Annotated in this window: 12 protein-coding genes and 2 riboswitches; of the genes, 9 read left to right on the top strand and 3 right to left on the bottom strand. The window is 64.8% G+C overall.

All coding sequences use genetic code 11. The annotated features are described in order from the left end of the window. The first annotated feature begins 253 nt into the window (after window positions 1-253). Window positions 254-1,162, top strand: coding sequence for a cytochrome c5 family protein (locus LDZ26_RS12740; RefSeq protein ID WP_244847506.1), 909 nt, complete (start codon window positions 254-256; stop codon window positions 1,160-1,162). Window positions 1,163-1,180: 18 nt separating this feature from the next. Here LDZ26_RS12740 and LDZ26_RS12735 read toward each other — a convergent pair whose 3' ends face one another. Next, complete coding sequence (locus LDZ26_RS12735) at window positions 1,181-3,268, bottom strand: UvrD-helicase domain-containing protein (protein WP_206467235.1); 2,088 nt, start codon at window positions 3,266-3,268, stop codon at window positions 1,181-1,183. Between the two features lie 230 nt (window positions 3,269-3,498). Between LDZ26_RS12735 and LDZ26_RS12730 the strand changes: the two genes are divergently transcribed. The 8 genes from LDZ26_RS12730 (at window position 3,499) to LDZ26_RS12695 (ending at window position 13,644) form a co-directional block, all read left to right on the top strand. Continuing rightward, window positions 3,499-4,542: an oxidoreductase gene (locus LDZ26_RS12730; RefSeq protein ID WP_244847505.1), complete on the top strand. Its 1,044-nt coding sequence runs from the start codon at window positions 3,499-3,501 to the stop codon at window positions 4,540-4,542. A gap of 117 nt (window positions 4,543-4,659) precedes the next feature. Continuing rightward, window positions 4,660-4,763, top strand: a riboswitch (glycine riboswitch). A gap of 7 nt (window positions 4,764-4,770) precedes the next feature. Continuing rightward, window positions 4,771-4,900, top strand: a riboswitch (glycine riboswitch). 117 nt (window positions 4,901-5,017) lie between these two features. Continuing rightward, on the top strand, window positions 5,018-6,142 hold the full coding sequence (gene gcvT / locus LDZ26_RS12725; RefSeq protein ID WP_244847504.1) for a glycine cleavage system aminomethyltransferase GcvT: 1,125 nt from the start codon (window positions 5,018-5,020) through the stop codon (window positions 6,140-6,142). Between the two features lie 72 nt (window positions 6,143-6,214). Further along, a complete protein-coding gene (gene gcvH, locus LDZ26_RS12720) occupies window positions 6,215-6,595 on the top strand; it encodes a glycine cleavage system protein GcvH (RefSeq protein ID WP_244847503.1) in 381 nt (126 codons plus the stop codon). A 53-nt stretch (window positions 6,596-6,648) separates the two neighbouring features. Further along, a complete protein-coding gene (gene gcvP, locus LDZ26_RS12715) occupies window positions 6,649-9,579 on the top strand; it encodes an aminomethyl-transferring glycine dehydrogenase (RefSeq protein ID WP_244847502.1) in 2,931 nt (976 codons plus the stop codon). A gap of 193 nt (window positions 9,580-9,772) precedes the next feature. Continuing rightward, complete coding sequence (locus tag LDZ26_RS12710; RefSeq protein ID WP_244847501.1) at window positions 9,773-10,801, top strand: alginate lyase family protein; 1,029 nt, start codon at window positions 9,773-9,775, stop codon at window positions 10,799-10,801. A gap of 21 nt (window positions 10,802-10,822) precedes the next feature. Continuing rightward, window positions 10,823-12,211: an L-serine ammonia-lyase gene (locus LDZ26_RS12705; protein WP_244847500.1), complete on the top strand. Its 1,389-nt coding sequence runs from the start codon at window positions 10,823-10,825 to the stop codon at window positions 12,209-12,211. A gap of 129 nt (window positions 12,212-12,340) precedes the next feature. Next, a complete protein-coding gene (locus LDZ26_RS12700; protein ID WP_244847499.1) occupies window positions 12,341-12,898 on the top strand; it encodes a hypothetical protein in 558 nt (185 codons plus the stop codon). After that, window positions 12,835-13,644, top strand: a complete 810-nt coding sequence (locus tag LDZ26_RS12695; protein WP_244847498.1) for a hypothetical protein — start codon at window positions 12,835-12,837, stop codon at window positions 13,642-13,644. Before LDZ26_RS12700 ends, LDZ26_RS12695 begins: the two co-directional genes overlap by 64 nt. A gap of 9 nt (window positions 13,645-13,653) precedes the next feature. On the opposite strand, the gene flhA is transcribed toward LDZ26_RS12695, so the two are convergent. Continuing rightward, the gene (gene flhA / locus LDZ26_RS12690; RefSeq protein WP_244847497.1) at window positions 13,654-15,756 is read right to left on the bottom strand and encodes a flagellar biosynthesis protein FlhA; all 2,103 of its coding nucleotides are present in this window, start codon (window positions 15,754-15,756) and stop codon (window positions 13,654-13,656) included. Beyond that, window positions 15,753-16,961 carry a flagellar biosynthesis protein FlhB gene (gene flhB, locus LDZ26_RS12685; protein WP_244847496.1) on the bottom strand — a complete coding sequence of 403 codons (1,209 nt, stop codon included), beginning with the start codon at window positions 16,959-16,961 and terminating at the stop codon, window positions 15,753-15,755. Before flhB ends, flhA begins: the two co-directional genes overlap by 4 nt. Window positions 16,962-16,985 lie beyond the last annotated feature (24 nt).

Here is a 16,985-nt window from a genome sequence, read left to right as displayed (position 1 = left end):
CTGCAAGGCCCATGCGAATCCGAGAGGATACCTGTTTTCCGCGAATCCGTCCATCGCGCGGCGTTCGACGCCGCCCGCGAAGCATCACACGATTCGGGTAAACGCCCGCGCCACGGCGCCCGCCGCCTTGCGCCTTCCGGTAAGCGTTCCGTCTATAATCGACCGTGCCCTCGGCGACGCAGGGCGTCAAGCGCGGTAGCTGTCACGCTGTCACTGAACCGACTCACCTAAAAAAACGGGAGACGAGACAAGCATGAGCGAAGCCCCCCACGGAGCCCCGATCAAGACACCCGGCCAACTCATCGCGGCGGTCATCGCTGGGTTCGGCATTCCCGTCGCCATCATCGTTCTGCTCGCCGTCTACGTCGACAATACGACGCGCACCGGCGCCGGCACCAATCTCGACGCCTCCGTCGAACAGAGAATCGCGCCGGCCGCTCAAGTGAATATCCGCGACGCCAACGCGCCGCGCGTCTACAAAACCGGCGAGGAAGTCTTCAAGGCCGTGTGCTCCACCTGTCACGCCACCGGCACGGCCGGCGCGCCCAAGTTCGGCGATGCCGGCGCATGGGCGCCGCGCATCGGTCAGGGCTACGACACGCTCGTCCACAACGCACTGAACGGCAAAGGCGCGATGCCCCCGCGCGGCGGCGCCAGCCCCGACGATTACAGCGATTTCGAGATTGCGCGCGCCGTCGTCTACATGGCGAACAACGGCGGCGCGAAGTTCGACGAGCCGGCGCAGCCCGCGCCGGGCGCGGCGGCTTCGGCATCGGCGCCTTCGTCCGCTTCCGCGCCGGCGTCCGGCGCAGCCGGTGCAAGCTCGACCGAAAACGCCCAAGCCGCGGCCGCCGTCGCGGCCCTCGCTTCCGTGCCGCAGACGGCATCGGCTCCGGCGGCGGGTGCGCAAAGCGCCGATGCGTCGCAGGCCGGCAAGGCGCTCTACGAGCAGGTCTGTCAGGCGTGTCACGCAGCGGGCGTGCTCAACGCGCCGAAGTTCGGCGACAAGGCCGCGTGGGCGCCGCGTCTCAAGGACTCGATGGAGACCGTCTACAACTACGCGCTGCACGGCAAGGGCGCCATGCCGCCGAAGGGCGGATCGAACGCGTCGGATGCGGACGTGAAGGCCGCCGTCGATTACATGGTGAACGCGGCGAAGTAACGCGGGAACGAAGAACCGTCAGTTCTTCTGCAGCATCGCCTTCAACATCGCCATGCGATCCTTCGGCGAGAGCGGCGCTTCTTCGGGCGTCGGGGGCGGGGCGTCGTCGAGCAGCATCTCGGGGATAAAGCGCGACGGCTCGCACACCACCGTCTCCCGCGCGCGCTTGCGCTTCTTGCACCAGTTCAGATGCAGGCTGCGCTGCGCCCGCGTGATCGCCACATACATGAGCCGGCGCTCTTCCTCGATGCGCGCGTCGTCAATCGGCGCGTCGTCGTCGGACCCGCCGCGATGCGGCATGATCCCTTCCTCCACGCCGACCAGAAACACGTGCGGATATTCGAGCCCCTTCGACGCATGCACAGTCGAAAGCCGCACCGCGTCGGGGTCTTCGTCCTTGCCTTCTAGCATCGACATCAGCGCGACAGTCTGAATCAGCCCGAGCAGGTTCTTGCCTTCGTCGGCGAGGCCGTCGGCGGTGTCGTACCCGGTCTGCTCCGCTTCAGGCGATGCCTCGGGCTTCGTGCCCTTGCGCTTCAGCCATTCGAGAAACTCCAGCACGTTCTGCCACTTGGATTGCGCCTGCCGCTCGTCGAAGGCATCGTAGAGATACGCTTCGTAGTGGATGGCTTCCATCATGTCGTCGAGCACTTCGGTCGCCGGATCGCGGCCCGCGCGGTCCGACAGGCGGCGAATCCACTCGCAGAACGTGCGCAACGGCTCGACTTGCCGCGCCGACAGCCGCGCCTCGATGCCGCCCATGAACACCGCTTCGAAGAGCGACACCTTCGCCGCGCCCGCGAACGCGCCGAGCGCCTCCAGCGTCGTATTGCCGACGCCGCGCCGGGGCGTCGTGATGGCGCGGATGAACGCGGGATCGTCGTCGGGATTCGCAATCAGACGCAGATACGCGATCAGATCCTTGATCTCCGCGCGATCGAAGAACGACTGCCCGCCCGACAGCACGTACGGAATGCGCTCGCGCCGCAGCACTTGCTCGAAAATGCGCGCCTGGAAGTTGCCGCGATACAGAATGGCGTAATCGCGAAACGCCGCGCGCCGCTCGAACTTGTGCGCCGACAGACGAAACACGACAGATTCGGCCTCGTGCTCTTCGTCGTTGCAGCCGGTCACGGTGATGGTGTCGCCCATGCCGTGCTCGGACCACAGCTTCTTCTCGAAGAGCTTCGGATTGTTCGCGATCACATTGTTTGCCGCCGTCAGAATGCGCACCGTCGAGCGATAGTTCTGCTCCAGCTTCACGACATGCAGCTTCGGAAAGTCCTTGCTCAACTGCGCGAGATTTTCGAGCGTCGCGCCGCGCCAGCCGTAGATGGCCTGATCGTCGTCGCCGACCGCCGTGAACGCGGCGCGCGGACCAGCGAGCAGCTTCAGCAGTTCGTACTGGCAGGCGTTCGTGTCCTGATATTCGTCGATCAGCAAGTACCGCAGGCGGTTCTGCCACTTTTCGCGCACCTGCTCGTTCTCCGCGAAAAGCTGCGCGGGCCGCAGGATCAGATCGTCGAAATCCAGCGCCTGATACGCGTGCAGCGTCGCGGCGTAGCTGCGATAGACGATCGCGGCCTGATGCTCGTCCTCGTTGCTCGCGAGCACGGCGGCCTGATCGGGCGACACCATCGCGTTTTTCCACAGCGAGATGATCGACTGAATCTTGCGAATCAGGCCTTTGTCCGTGGTGCCGAGTTGCTCCTGAACCATGCCGAAGCAGTCGTCGGCGTCCATGATGGAAAACTGCGGCTTCAGGCCGACGTGCTCCGCCTCCTGCCGCATGATCTGCACGCCGAGCGAGTGAAACGTGCAGATGGTCAACTGATTGACCGGCACCTTGCGGCCTTCCTTGCCGGGCGTCGTCAGTGTCTTGCCTTCGAGCAGCTTCGCGGTCCGTTCGCGCATTTCGAGCGCGGCCTTGTTCGTGAAGGTGAGCGCGGCAATGTGCTTCGGCTCGAAGCCGCGTCCTTCGATCAGGTGCGCGATTTTCTGCGTGATGACGCGCGTCTTGCCGCTGCCCGCGCCGGCGAGCACGAGACAGGGACCATCGAGATAGCGCACCGCTTCGCTTTGGGCGGCGTTGAGACCTGCGGACATCGTTCTGGACTTTGGCGAGTGAGGCGAGCGGCGCAAGAGCCAAGCCGCGCCGCCGATTGAACTGCGAACACCGCCGCGCAACCCGTTGATGGCGCGGCAAATTCGAGAGCGCGATGTTAACACGATAGAACGCGGCGGGTTTTGGCCCCCGTTCGCTGGCCGTTGGCGCGTTGGGCGGTGCAGGCTCATGCCACAATATCCGACCGATTCACGACAGGATGATGCCTTCCATGAGTTCAGCACTGAAAGTCGGCCTGATGGGCTATGGCCTGGCCGGCGCGACGTTCCACGCGCCCGTCATCGAGCATTGCGGCCGCGCGAAGGTCGCCGCCATCGCGACGAGTCAGGCCGAGCGCGCGCTCGCCGATTATCCGGATGCGCGCATCGTCGCCGACTTCGATGCGCTCATCGCGCTCGCCGACGTTCCGTGCGTCGTGATCGCCACGCCGAACGACACGCACTTCGACCTCGCGCACCGTGCGCTGTCGGCGGGCAAGCATGTGGTCGTCGACAAGCCGGTCACGCTCTCCGCCCGCGATGCCCGCACGCTCGCCGACCTCGCCGCCGAGCGCGGGCTGCTGTTCGCGCCGTTCCATAATCGCCGCTGGGACGGCGATTTCCTGACCGTGCGCACGCTGATCGAAAGCGGGCGGCTCGGGCGCATCGCGCACTACGAATCGCATTTCGACCGTTTTCGCCCGAAAGTGCCGCAGCGTTGGCGCGAAGAAGCGGCGCGCGGCGGCGGTCTGCTGTTCGATCTGGGGCCGCATCTGATCGATCAGGCGCTCACGCTGTTCGGCGCGCCGCAGACGGTGACGGCGTTCGTGAAGGCGCATCGCGACCACGCGCACGCGCCGGACTACGTGCATCTCGTGCTCGGTTACGCGGACAAGGAGGTGGTGCTGCACGCGAGCGCGCTCGCGGCGCTGGAGCCGCCGCGTTTTTCAATTCATGGCACGCGCGGCAGTTATGTGAAGACCGGCCTCGACGTGCAGGAAGACCAGCTTCGCTCCGGCATGCGGCCGGGGAATGCGGAGTTCGGCAAGAATCCGCCGGGCCTCTTGCGCGAAGTGGACGGCGATCACGATCTGCGGCATCAATTCGCGACGCGCGATGGCGCGTATGTGGAGTTCTATCGGGCGCTGGCGGCTTCGGTGATCGACGGCAAGCCGTTCCCGGTGACGCCGCAAGATGCCGTCGATGTGATGACGGTCATCGAACTGGCGATGCAGAGCGAGCGGGAAGGGCGGAGGGTGGAGTTCGTGCGGGGGTGAGGGGGCGTCGCCGCCATGAACTGAGAGGCGTCGGACGAGTCGGCACGAGGTAAGAAACGACGCAATCGCCCCGGTCCGAATCCGTTTGACAACCCCATCCCCCTCGCGTAAATTCTGCCGCACGCGTCGGGAGAGCGCGTGGCCGCTTCATGGAAGCGAGAGCCGCGCCGCCGAAGGGGCACACCCACAAACTCTCAGGCAAAAGGACCGGCCGCGTCGAGGACACATTCCTCGCACTCTGGAGAGCGGCAACGGCACGCATCAGGCCAGTTGCCCACCGAAGGGGCGCGCGATGGACCGCCAGCACACGCTCGCGAATCCGCGCAATCTCTCAGGTACCGAGGACAGAGGGGTCACGCATCGCAACCGCATCGCGGGTCGGTGTCTTGCTTCGCTGCATCGAGCGGCGACCAAGGCAATCATCCGCAGCGAAGCGCGCTGCGTGGCCTTTTTTGCTCCGCGAACCGAGGCCCCGATGACCGAACTTCAACACACGCCCTTGCACGCCGCTCACCTCGCGCTCAACGCGCGCATGGTCGATTTCGGCGGCTGGGACATGCCCGTCAACTACGGTTCGCAGATCGACGAGCATCGCGCCGTGCGCACCGACGCCGCCATGTTCGACGTGTCGCACATGCGCGTCGTGGATTTCGAAGGCGACGCGGTCCGCGCGTTCTTCCGCCACGCGATCGCCAACAACGTCGACAAGCTGACGACGCCCGGCAAGGCGCTCTACTCCTGCCTGCTGAAAGACGACGGCGGCGTGATCGACGACCTCATCGTCTATTACTTCTCCGAAACGCGTTTTCGCGTGGTCGTGAATGCGAGCACGGCGGACAAGGACATCGCGTGGTTCGGGAAGCTGAACGCAGACGGTAACTTCAACGTCACGATCACGCCGCGCCGCGATCTCGGCATCATCGCGGTGCAAGGGCCGAACGCACGCGAGAAGGTCTGGAACGTGCTGCCGGACACGCGAGCCGAAACCGAAGCCGTCAAGCCGTTCAACGCGGTCATGTTTCCCTCCACGCAGTACGGCGAACTGATGCTCGCGCGCACGGGCTACACCGGCGAGGACGGTTTCGAGATCGTCGTGCCGGCCGCGAACATCGAAAAGCTGTGGAAGGCGCTGCTCGCCGCAGGCGTGAAGCCCGCCGGCCTCGGCGCGCGCGACACGCTGCGGCTCGAAGCCGGCATGAACCTCTACGGCCAGGACATGGACGAAACCGTGTCGCCGCTCGACGCGGGCCTCGCGTGGACCGTCGATCTGAAAACGCCGCGCGATTTCGTCGGACGCGCGGCGCTGGAGGCGAACGGCTCGAAGGCGAATTTCGTCGGGCTCGTGCTCATCAAGGAAAACGGTCGTGCGGGCGGCGTGCTGCGCGCGCATCAGAAAGTCGTGACGCCGCACGGCGAAGGCGAGATCACGAGCGGCACGTTCTCGCCGTCCATGCAGGAATCGATCGCGTTCGCCCGCGTGCCGACGGCCGTCGCGCCGGGCGATACGGTGCAGGTCGTCATCCGCGACAAGCAAGTTCCTGCGCGCGTGGTAAAACTTCCGTTCGTGCGCAACGGCAAGGTGCTCGTCGATTTGGCATAACACTGTCGAGCGCCGTCGCGCCCGTTCCCTCCGACCCAGAATCTCACGAACGAACCACGCAAGGAGCATCCAATGAGCATCCCGGCCGATCTGAAATACACCGAATCGCACGAATGGGTCCGCACGGAGTCCGACGGCACGCTGACCGTCGGCATTACCGATCACGCGCAAGAAGCGCTCGGCGACATCGTGTTCGTCGAACTGCCGGCGGCGGGCAAGTCCGTCGCGGCGGGCGACGCGATTGCGGTCATCGAATCGGTGAAGGCCGCCTCCGACATCTACGCGCCGGTCTCGGGCGAAGTCGTCGCGGTCAATGACGCGCTGAGCTCGTCGCCGGATCAGGTGAACGGCGCGCCGTACGAAAGCTGGCTCTTCAAGATCAAGCCCGCAAGCGATGCGGGCCTCGACAAGCTGCTCGACGCCGAAGGCTACGGCAAGTCGATCGGCGAATAACTCTCTATCAGACGAAAAGCGGTTCCACGCGGGCCGCTTTCGCAGGAATTCACATGAAGCTCGAACACCCGGATCGTCCGATGAACCGCACTTCCCTGTCACTCGCCGCGCTCGAATGCCACGATGCGTTCGCCGGCCGGCACATCGGCCCCGACGAGGCCGACCAGCGCGCGATGCTCGACGCGCTCGGTTTCGCGTCGCGCGCGGCGTTCATCGACGCGGTGATTCCCGACACGATCCGCCGCAAGGAAACGCTGCCGCTCGGCGCGTTCACGCAGCCGAAGAGCGAAGCCGAGGCGCTCGCGGCGCTGCGCAAGCTCGCGGACGAGAATCTGGTGTTTCGAACCTTCATCGGTCAGGGGTATTACGGCACGCACACGCCTGCCGTGATCCTGCGCAACGTGCTGAAGAACCCGGCGTGGTACACGGCCTACACGCCGTATCAGCCGGAAATCTCGCAGGGGCGCCTCGAAGCCCTGCTGAACTTCCAGCAGATGGTGATGGACCTCACCGGCCTCGCGATGTCGAACGCATCGCTGCTCGACGAAGCGACGGCCGCCGCCGAAGCCATGACGCTGCTGCAACGCGTCGGCAAGCCGAAGTCGAACGTGTTCTTCGTCGCTGACGACGTGCTGCCGCAAACCATCGAAGTGGTGAAGACGCGCGCGAAGCCCGCGGGCATCGAAGTGAAGGTCGGTCCGGCAGCGGATGCCGCCAGCGCGAACGCATTCGGCGTGCTGCTGCAATATCCCGGCGCGAACGGCGACGTGCATGACTATCGCGCGCTCGCCGAAGCGGTTCACGCGGCGGGCGGCCACGTCGTCGCGGCGGCGGATCTGCTCGCGCTCACGCTCATTACGCCGCCGGGCGAATGGGGCGCGGATGTCGCTATTGGCAACACGCAGCGGTTCGGCGTGCCGGTCGGCTTCGGCGGTCCGCACGCGGCTTACATGGCCGTGCGCGACGAATTCAAGCGCCAGATGCCGGGGCGTCTGGTCGGCGTGACCGTCGATGCGCAAGGCAATTCCGCGCTGCGTCTCGCGCTGCAAACGCGCGAGCAGCACATTCGCCGCGAGAAGGCGACATCGAACGTCTGCACGGCGCAGGCCCTGCTCGCGATCATGGCGAGCATGTACGCGGTCTATCACGGCCCGCAAGGTCTCAAGACGATTGCGCTGCGCGTGAACCGCGTGGCGTCGATTTTCGCGGCGGGCGTCGCGAAGCTCGGCTACAGCATCGCGAACAAGACGTTCTTCGATACCGTCACGATCGAAAGCGGCGCGAACACGACTGCATTGCATCAGGCCGCTTACGCCGCGCATATCAATCTGCGGCGCGTGAGCGCGACCCAAGTCGGCGTATCGCTCGACGAAACCACCACGCGCGACGACTTGCAGAAGCTCTTCGCGCTGTTCGCGGAAGTCGCGGGCAAGACCGAAACGTTCGATATCGACGCGCTCGACGCGTCCATCGGCGATTCGCTTCCGGCAGACCTCAAGCGCACGAGCGATTACCTCACGCATCCGGTCTTCAACCGGCATCACTCCGAACACGAAATGCTGCGCTATCTGCGCAGCCTTGCCGACAAGGACCTCGCGCTCGACCGCACGATGATTCCGCTCGGCTCCTGCACGATGAAGCTCAACGCCACGTCGGAAATGCTGCCCGTGACGTGGCCGGAGTTCGCGCAGATTCACCCGTTCGCGCCGGCCGAGCAGACGCTCGGCTATCGCACGATGATCGACCAGCTCGAACAGATGCTCGTTGCGTGCACCGGCTACGCGGCGGTCTCGTTGCAGCCGAACGCGGGTTCACAGGGCGAGTACGCGGGCTTGCTCATCATTCACGCGTACCACGAGTCGCGCGGCGAAGGGCATCGCAATGTGTGTCTGATTCCGGCGTCCGCGCACGGCACGAACCCGGCGTCGGCGCAAATGGCGGGCATGCAGGTCGTGGTCGTCGCGTGCGATGCGAACGGCAACGTCGATATCGACGATCTCAAGGCGAAGGCCGAGAAGCACTCCGCGAATCTCGCGGCGATCATGATCACGTATCCGTCGACGCACGGCGTCTTCGAGCGCAACGTGCGCGAGATTTGCGACATCGTGCATCAGCACGGCGGGCAAGTATATGTCGATGGCGCGAACATGAACGCGATGGTCGGCCTGTGCGCGCCCGGACAGTTCGGCGGCGACGTCTCGCACCTGAACCTGCACAAGACGTTCTGCATTCCGCACGGCGGCGGCGGACCGGGCGTCGGTCCGGTCGCGGTCGGCGCGCATCTCGCCAAGTTCCTGCCGAACCAGACATCGACCGGCTATCAGCGCGACGAAGCGGGCATCGGCGCGGTGTCGTCGGCGCCGTACGGCTCGGCCGCGATTCTGCCGATTTCGTGGATGTATATCGCGATGATGGGCGCGAAGGGCCTCACGGCCGCGACCGAAAGCGCGATCCTCGCCGCGAACTACGTCGCGAAACGCCTCGCGCCGCATTACCCGGTGCTGTACAGCGGCCCGGGCGGGCTCGTCGCGCACGAGTGCATTCTCGACGTGCGGCCGATCAAGGAAGCGAGCGGCATTTCGGTGGAAGACGTGGCGAAGCGCCTGATCGACTACGGTTTCCACGCGCCGACCATGAGCTTCCCCGTGCCGGGCACGCTGATGGTCGAGCCGACGGAATCGGAATCGAAGGAAGAGCTGGACCGCTTCATCGACGCGATGATCGCCATTCGCAACGAAATTCGCGCAGTCGAGGAAGGCCGCGCCGATCGCGAAGACAACGTGCTGAAGAACGCGCCGCATACGGCTGCCGTGGTCACGGCGGACGAGTGGACGCATGCGTACACGCGCGAAGAGGCGGCGTATCCGGTCAAGACGCTCATCGCGCGCAAGTACTGGTCGCCGGTGGGCCGCGCCGACAACGCATATGGCGATCGCAACCTCATGTGCTCGTGCGTGCCGGTGTCGGAGTACGCGGACGCGTGACGCACGCGCGCCGCGCCGCCCGAAAGCGTCAAGCTTTGTCGGGCGGTTTTGCGGTGCGTTCGAGAACGGCTAACATCTCACCCCGGACCAAGCCAATCAGGGAGTGCGTATGGCGCCGAAGGTGCGAAAGGGGAACGAGGCGAGCCGCTTCAGAGCGACACGCGCAACGCTGGCGACGCTTTGCGCGCTTTCGATGACCGCGCCTGCCGCGCACGCGGCGATGAACTTCTGCGCCGCGCCGGCCATGCAGACGAGCGAGCGCACGAATGCCGATCCCGGCGTGAAGGCGCTGGTGAACGCGGTGCAATCGCACGTCAACGACACGCCGAAGGCCCGCGCCACGCTGCACACCGAAGGCACGCTGCCGCACGAAGGCATCTATGACCAAAGCGTCGAAGCGGAGAAAGACCTCGACCTGATGCGCAATGCCGCGCTCGCCTGGCGCGCCACGGGCAACGAGCGCTATCTGCGGCTTGTCGACCGGTTTCTGCTCGCGTGGACCACGACGTATCAGCCGAGCTTGAACCCGATCGACGAGACGAACTTCGAATCGCTGATCCTTGCGTACGATTTGACGGCGAGCGCGCTGCCGGTGAAAACGCGCAACGCGGCGAATGCGTTCATCGCGAAGCTGGCGAACGGCTATGTCGCCGATATCGACAAGCAAGCGCGGCCGCTCAAGGGCACGTACCGGAACAACTGGCAGAGCCATCGCGTGAAGCTGATCGCGATGGGCGCGTTCACCATCGACGACCGCAAGATGATCGACGCGGCGCAACGGCTTTTTGTCGAGCATATCGGCGACAACATCGCGCCGGATGGTTCGACGGTCGATTTCGCCGAGCGCGACGCGCTGCACTACGTCACCTACGACTTGCAGCCGCTCGTGACGGCGGCGCTCGCGGCGCGGCGGCATAACCGCAACTGGCTGCCGGAGCGCGCGACGACGGGCGCGACGCTCGCCGGCGCGCTCAACTGGCTGACGCCTTACGCGCTCGGCACGAAGACGCACGACGAGTTCGTGCATTCGAGCGTCGCCTTCGACGCGAAACGGCGCGAAGCCGGCTTGCCGGGCTACTCGGGCCAGTGGGACCCGAAGAACGCGGCGGAGCTTTTTTATCTGGCGGCGCGTCTCGACGGCCGCTATGCGCCGGTGGCGCTGCGGCTCGCGCCGACGCCGCCCGCGTGGCTCGCGGTCTGTCTGCCGCTGCCGGCGCGGTAACTTCCAATTGCAGGAGCAGTCATGGCAGTCAGCGTTTTCGATCTCTTCAAAGTCGGCATCGGACCTTCCAGCTCGCACACCGTCGGCCCGATGCGCGCCGCGCTCATGTTCGCGCAAGGGCTCGAACGCGACGCGCTGCTGGACGCGGTGACATCGGTCAAATGCGAGCTGTACGGCTCGCTCGGCGCAACGGGGAAGGGCCACGGCACGGACCGCGGCGTCATGCTCGGACTCATGGGCGACGCGCCGGATACTGTGGATGCCGGCACCATCGTGCCGCGGCTCGAAGCGGTGCGCGCAACGAAGACGCTCGCCTTGCTCGGCAAGCACGACATCCCGTTCACGGTGAAGGACAACATCGCGTTCTATCGGCAGGCGCTGCCGGAACATCCGAACGGCATGAAGCTGTATGCATTCGATGCCAGCGGCCAGTTGCTACGCGAAGCGACGTATCTCTCGGTGGGCGGCGGCTTCGTCGTGACGGCGGGCGCGCCGAATACGGCCGTGCTCACGGCGCACGCGCAATTGCCGTATCCGTTCCAGACCGGCGACGAACTGCTCAAGATGTGCGCCGAATCCGGCAAGTCGATTGCGCAACTGATGTGGGAAAACGAGTGCGTCTGGCGCAGCCCCGACGAAATCCGCGCGGGCCTGCTGCATATCTGGGAGGTGATGCAGGATTGCGTCGCGCGGGGGTGCGGCATCGGCAATCCGGATGCGGAAGGGCATCTGCCGGGGCCGTTTCAGGTGAAGCGCCGTGCGCCGCAGCTTTATCGCGCGCTGACGGGCAGGCCCGAGCAGGCGTTGCGCGACCCGCTTTCGATGATCGACTGGATCAACCTGTACGCCATCGCGGTGAACGAAGAAAACGCCGTCGGCGGCCGCGTCGTGACGGCGCCGACGAATGGCGCGGCGGGCATCATCCCGGCCGTGCTGCATTACTACGACCGCTTCGTGCCGGGATCCAACGCGCAAGGCGTGATCGACTTCCTGTTGACGGCGGCGGCTATCGGCATCCTGTACAAGATGAACGCGTCGATATCGGGCGCGGAAGTGGGATGCCAGGGCGAAGTGGGCGTCGCCTGCTCGATGGCGGCGGGCGGCCTCGCGGCGGTGCTCGGCGGCACGCCGGCGCAGGTGGAGAACGCAGCGGAAATCGGCATGGAGCACAACCTCGGGCTCACCTGCGATCCGGTGGGCGGCATGGTGCAGATTCCGTGCATCGAACGCAACGCGATGGGGTCGGTGAAGGCCGTGAACGCGGCGCGCATGGCCATGCGCGGCGATGGTTCGCACTACGTGTCGCTGGATTCGGTCATCAAGACCATGCGCGAGACCGGCGCGGATATGAAGACGAAGTATAAGGAGACGTCGCGCGGGGGACTGGCGGTGAATATTGTGGAGTGTTGAGCTTTCGCTGTGTGCTGGCAGGCGTTCCGTCCTGCGAGTGCAACATTTCTTGTACGTAGCGCGCGGCATCGGTTCGAGGGGCTAGCATGGTCGGAGCCCAAACGAATCTATCGACCGCATCCTCGATGCATGTCTGACGATGACTGCGCGCCGCTCAATGCGTCGGTAGAAATACCTGAGAGAACCGCATCGAAACCGAAGGACCTTGCCGCGCACAAGGATGCGTCTAAAACGCTCAGCGGTTCCCCGAAGTTCCGACCCATGGTCAAGCAGCGATGGCCGAAGCCCTTCAACAAGATGGCTCGGCCCCGCGTTCAGGCGACCGACCTTATTCCAGTTTCAGCCGATCACGCCGTGCTTTTCCTCTGGCGCGATGGCGATCAGCTCGAAGACCGCTCGTTTTACGGACACCTGGTCTGCACAATGCCGCACGGCGACATATACCCGCTCTTCGAACTGCATTACCATCCGAGTCACAAGGGGCTGCACTGCAAGCTGCCCTGCAATACATCGAGCGATTACAGGAATCGCTTGCTGCCCGGCGCACCCGAACTCGATTTAAAGCTGCCCCGACGCTTTGACCCGCGTGCCGCAAACGACCGTGCCGCGCTTATCGTATTGTTTTGCAACGCTGTGGGCATCACCATCTTCAACGAACACGACGGACAAGGCGATCTATTGTGCTAGCGGACCCGCTCAAGCAAACGCTCTGCTCTTTGTTCGAAGTGCACGCCGATACAAACGGCGTGCAGCGAATCGTCACTCCGCTCCAATATCCGGGAACGGGGGATCATGTCGTCGTGCGCATTCGTCCCTGCGAGGGCGGCTATTCGATTGATGAGAACGGAGAAGCTTGCTTCAACGCAGGCATGATGGGCGGTGAAGTCGAATCGGGCGCCGTGGAACGGTGGTCGCAGGAGATCGCGCAATTGAGTCCCGTTCGGCTGTGCGAGGACGAGGTCATCCGCGCCGCGACCTCTGACGAGCGTCTTCTTGCGCCTTACGTCTTTCGCGTGGCCGAGGCGGCACAGCAGCTTTTCGCGGTCGCGACATCCCGCGTCGAGCGTCAGCAGTCAAGCGATTTCAAAGGACGGCTTACCCGTGCGATCGCGGATATCGCAGCCGAGTTCGGGCTCGAGCACCGGTCGGAAGTCGAATTGCCGATTTCCGGCGGGCTTGTTGCCGATCATGTCATCGAAACGCCGACGCCCTCCATCGTCATCGCCGCGACTTCAGCCAAGCGGCTGCTGGAAGGCGAACTCATTCATCTGCAATACCGCGCCGAGAAACTACCGGGCTCAGTGCTGGCGATTGCGGAAAGTCAGCTGGCGGTCGGCAAGACGGAGTTCGAGCGCGCGAACTACTACACATGGAAGACGGTCGTCTTCGACGCGCGCAATCTTCGCAGTCTGATCGGCTCCGTCCTGCATTGAGACGGATGCTCACGCCCCAATCAAATTAACCACCTTCACATTCCGCGTATCCGGCACTTCCGCATAAGACAGCACCTTCAGCTGCGGCAAGCTCCGGCGCAGGAACCGCGCAAGCATCGTGCGCAGCGAATGCTGCACCAGCAGCACCGGCGGCAAGCCCAGATTCTGCTGACGCATGATCGCGTTCTGCGTCGAGTTCATCAGCGTCTGCGCGAGTCCCGGCTCCAGTCCCGGATTCGGCCCCGTCGATAGCGCCTGCGACAGCACGCGCTCCAGCGTCGGATCGAGGCCCATCACCTGCAGGTCGTCGGCGCCCGGATACCACTGTTGCGTGATCGCGCGTCCCAGCGCCAGGCGCACCGCCGACGTGAGTTCGTACGGATCCGAGATGCGCGGCGCGTGTTCCTGCAGCGCGTCGAGAATGGTGCGCATGTCGCGGATCGGCACGCTTTCGTCGAGCAGGTTTTGCAGCACCTTCTGCAGCGTCGTGAGCGAAAGCGTCTTCGGCACGAGGTCTTCCGTGAGCGACGGCGTGTCCTTGCCGATACGCTCCAGAAGCGCCTGCACTTCCTGTCGGCCGAGCAGTTCCGCTGCATGCGTCACGACGAGGTGATTCAAGTGCGTCGCGACCACCGTGCTCGCATCCACCACCGTGTAGCCGTACACCTGCGCCTGTTCGCGCATGTTCGTCTCAATCCACACGGCCGGCAAGCCAAACGCGGGATCGGTCGTCTGCGTGCCCGGCAGCGCCGCCGACACCTGACCTGGATTGATCGCGAGCCATTGGCCGGGGAACGCCTCACCCACGCCGACTTCCACGCCCTTGAGCGCAATGCGATACCCGTTCGGCCGCAATTCCAGGTTGTCGCGAATATGGATGACCGGCGGCAGGAAGCCGATTTCCTGCGCGAACTTCTTGCGAATGCCCTTGATGCGCTTGAGCAGTTCGCCGTCCGCGTTGCGATCCACGAGCGGAATCAGGCGGTAGCCCACTTCGAGCCCGAGCGGGTCGATGAGCGCCACGTCTTCCCAGCTCGCCTCCGCGTTCTCGGCAGACGCCGCCGCGGCCGATGCGATCGGCGTGACATCCGTGACCGCGCTCGTTTTCTTGTTCGCGGCGCGCTTGTTCATCGTGCGCGCGGCGTAAATCAGCCCGCCGCCCAGCAGCATGAACGCGAAGTGCGGCATGCCCGGAATCAGTCCCATCACGCCGATGATCACGCCGGTAATCATGAGGACGCGCGGGTTCTGGAACAACTGACCGGTCAGCTGCGTGCCGATGTCCTCCTCGGTCGCGACGCGCGAGACGATCACGCCCGCCGCCGTCGAAATGATGAGCGACGGAATCTGCGCGACGAGGCCATCGCCGATGGTGAGCAGCGTGTAGTTGGTCGCCGCGTGCCCGAAGTCCATGTCGTGCTGAAGCATGCCGACGATCAGACCGCCCACCACGTTGATGACCATGATGAGCAAGCCCGCGATGGCGTCGCCGCGCACGAACTTCGACGCGCCGTCCATCGATCCGTAGAACTCGGCTTCCTGCGCGACGCTCTGGCGGCGCTTCTTCGCCATGTCCTCGTTGATGAGACCGGCGTTCAGGTCGGCGTCGATCGCCATCTGCTTGCCGGGCATCGCGTCGAGCGTGAAGCGTGCGCCGACTTCCGCGATACGTCCCGCGCCCTTCGTGATGACCATGAAGTTGATGATCATCAGGATCACGAACACGACGATACCGACCGCGAAGTTACCGCCGACGAGAAAGTGCCCGAACGACTCGATCACCTGTCCCGCCGCGTCCGGGCCGGTGTGGCCTTGCAACAGCACGATACGCGTCGACGCCACGTTCAGCGACAGGCGCAGCAGCGTGGAGAACAACAGCACGCTCGGGAACGCCGCGAAGTCGAGCGGCTTTTGCGTGTACATGCTGACGAGCAGCACCATCACCGACAGCGCGATGTTGAAGGTGAACAGCAGATCCAGCAGAAACGCCGGCAACGGCAGAATCATCATGCCGAGAATCATGCAGATCAGGATCGGGCCGGCGAGCGCCCGAATGTTCTGCGTGCCCAGCGCGTCGGGGCGTTTGGCGAAAAATCCTGCGCGCGCGTTCATGCTGCGGCTCCCTTGTCAGTGTTACCGTCGTTCAGGGCTTCGGCAGCTTCCTGATCGGCGTCGGCGTCGGAAACGCCGCCTTTGTCCAGTTCCTTCGGAACTTCGAGATCGGTGGGATCGTCCGGCTTGATGCCGCCGTCTTCCTTGTAGCGCTTCAACTGGTAGACCCACGCCAGCACTTGCGCGACCGCGCCGTACAGCGCGCCCGGAATCTCGCGGTTGATCTCCACGTTGTGATACAGCGCCCGCGCGAGCGGCGGCGCTTCCAGCAGCGGCACGTTGTTCTCGCGGCCCAGCTCGCGAATGCGCGCGGCCACCAGATTCACGCCCTTCGCGACGACGCGCGGCGCGCGCATCTCGCCGTCCGTGTACTTCAGCGCGACGGCGAAGTGCGTCGGGTTGGTCACGATCACGTCGGCGGTCGGAATGGCCTGCATCATGCGGCGGCGGGCGGCCGCGCGCTGCTGCGAGCGGATGCGGCCCTTCACGTGCGGATCGCCTTCGCTTTCCTTGTGCTCGCGCTTCACTTCTTCCTTGCTCATGCGCAGCTTCTTCGCGTACGACCACATCTGATACGGCACATCGACGGCGGCGACGAGAAACAGTCCGCCGATGGCCATGCCGCAGCACACGACGATAAGGTGCATGGCGTCGGCGAGCGCGATACCGAGCGGCTTCGTGAGCAGTCCGAGCACTTCGGCCTTGCGGCTCCAGATTTCCCAGCCCGCCACGCCGCCGACGATGAGCGTCTTCAGAATGGACATGCCGAGCTGGATCGGGCCTTGAATCGAGAAGATCTTGCCGAGTCCGCTGATCGGGTTGAGGCGTCCGAAGTTCGGCGCGAGCGGCTTGGTGGTGATGAGCCAGCCGCCGAGCGCCATCGGCGCGGCAAGCGCGGCGAACGCGGTCATCGCGAGCACGGGCAGCACGGCGAGCATGCCTTCCTTGCTGGCGTTGGCCGCGCCGATCATCGTCTGGCGCGTGTCCAGCACCACGTCGTGATTGAACGTGAAGGCGGTGCGCAGAATCGACTGCAAGTGTCCGCTGATGGACCCCGACAGCGCCAGCACGCCGAAAAATCCCGCCGCCAGCAGCGCGAACGACGCGAATTCCCGCGAGCGCGCAACCTGGCCTTCCTCCCGCGCCTTTTCCAGGCGCTTGGGAGTGGCTGATTCGGTTTTTTCGAGATCGCTTTCTTCTGCCACTGCGTGCTCCGCTTCGTGCTTCGT

This window comes from Caballeronia sp. SL2Y3, assembly GCF_022879575.1.
In the GTDB taxonomy this organism is placed as follows: domain Bacteria; phylum Pseudomonadota; class Gammaproteobacteria; order Burkholderiales; family Burkholderiaceae; genus Caballeronia.
Note: the sequence above shows the minus strand (reverse complement) of the source record. Positions and strands in the feature narration are given on the sequence as shown.

Bases quoted from the DNA above. Each gene is read 5' to 3' on its own strand.
- LDZ26_RS12740 (WP_244847506.1), top strand. From the start codon at position 254: ATGAGCGAAGCCCCCCACGGAGCCCCGATCAAGACACCCGGCCAACTC.
- gcvH (WP_244847503.1), top strand. From the start codon at position 6,215: ATGAGCATCCCGGCCGATCTGAAATACACCGAATCGCACGAATGGGTC.
- LDZ26_RS12700 (WP_244847499.1), top strand. From the start codon at position 12,341: ATGTCTGACGATGACTGCGCGCCGCTCAATGCGTCGGTAGAAATACCT.
- flhA (WP_244847497.1), bottom strand. From the start codon at position 15,756: ATGAACGCGCGCGCAGGATTTTTCGCCAAACGCCCCGACGCGCTGGGC.
- LDZ26_RS12735 (WP_206467235.1), bottom strand. From the start codon at position 3,268: ATGTCCGCAGGTCTCAACGCCGCCCAAAGCGAAGCGGTGCGCTATCTC.
- LDZ26_RS12730 (WP_244847505.1), top strand. From the start codon at position 3,499: ATGAGTTCAGCACTGAAAGTCGGCCTGATGGGCTATGGCCTGGCCGGC.
- LDZ26_RS12705 (WP_244847500.1), top strand. From the start codon at position 10,823: ATGGCAGTCAGCGTTTTCGATCTCTTCAAAGTCGGCATCGGACCTTCC.
- gcvP (WP_244847502.1), top strand. From the start codon at position 6,649: ATGAAGCTCGAACACCCGGATCGTCCGATGAACCGCACTTCCCTGTCA.
- gcvT (WP_244847504.1), top strand. From the start codon at position 5,018: ATGACCGAACTTCAACACACGCCCTTGCACGCCGCTCACCTCGCGCTC.
- LDZ26_RS12710 (WP_244847501.1), top strand. From the start codon at position 9,773: ATGACCGCGCCTGCCGCGCACGCGGCGATGAACTTCTGCGCCGCGCCG.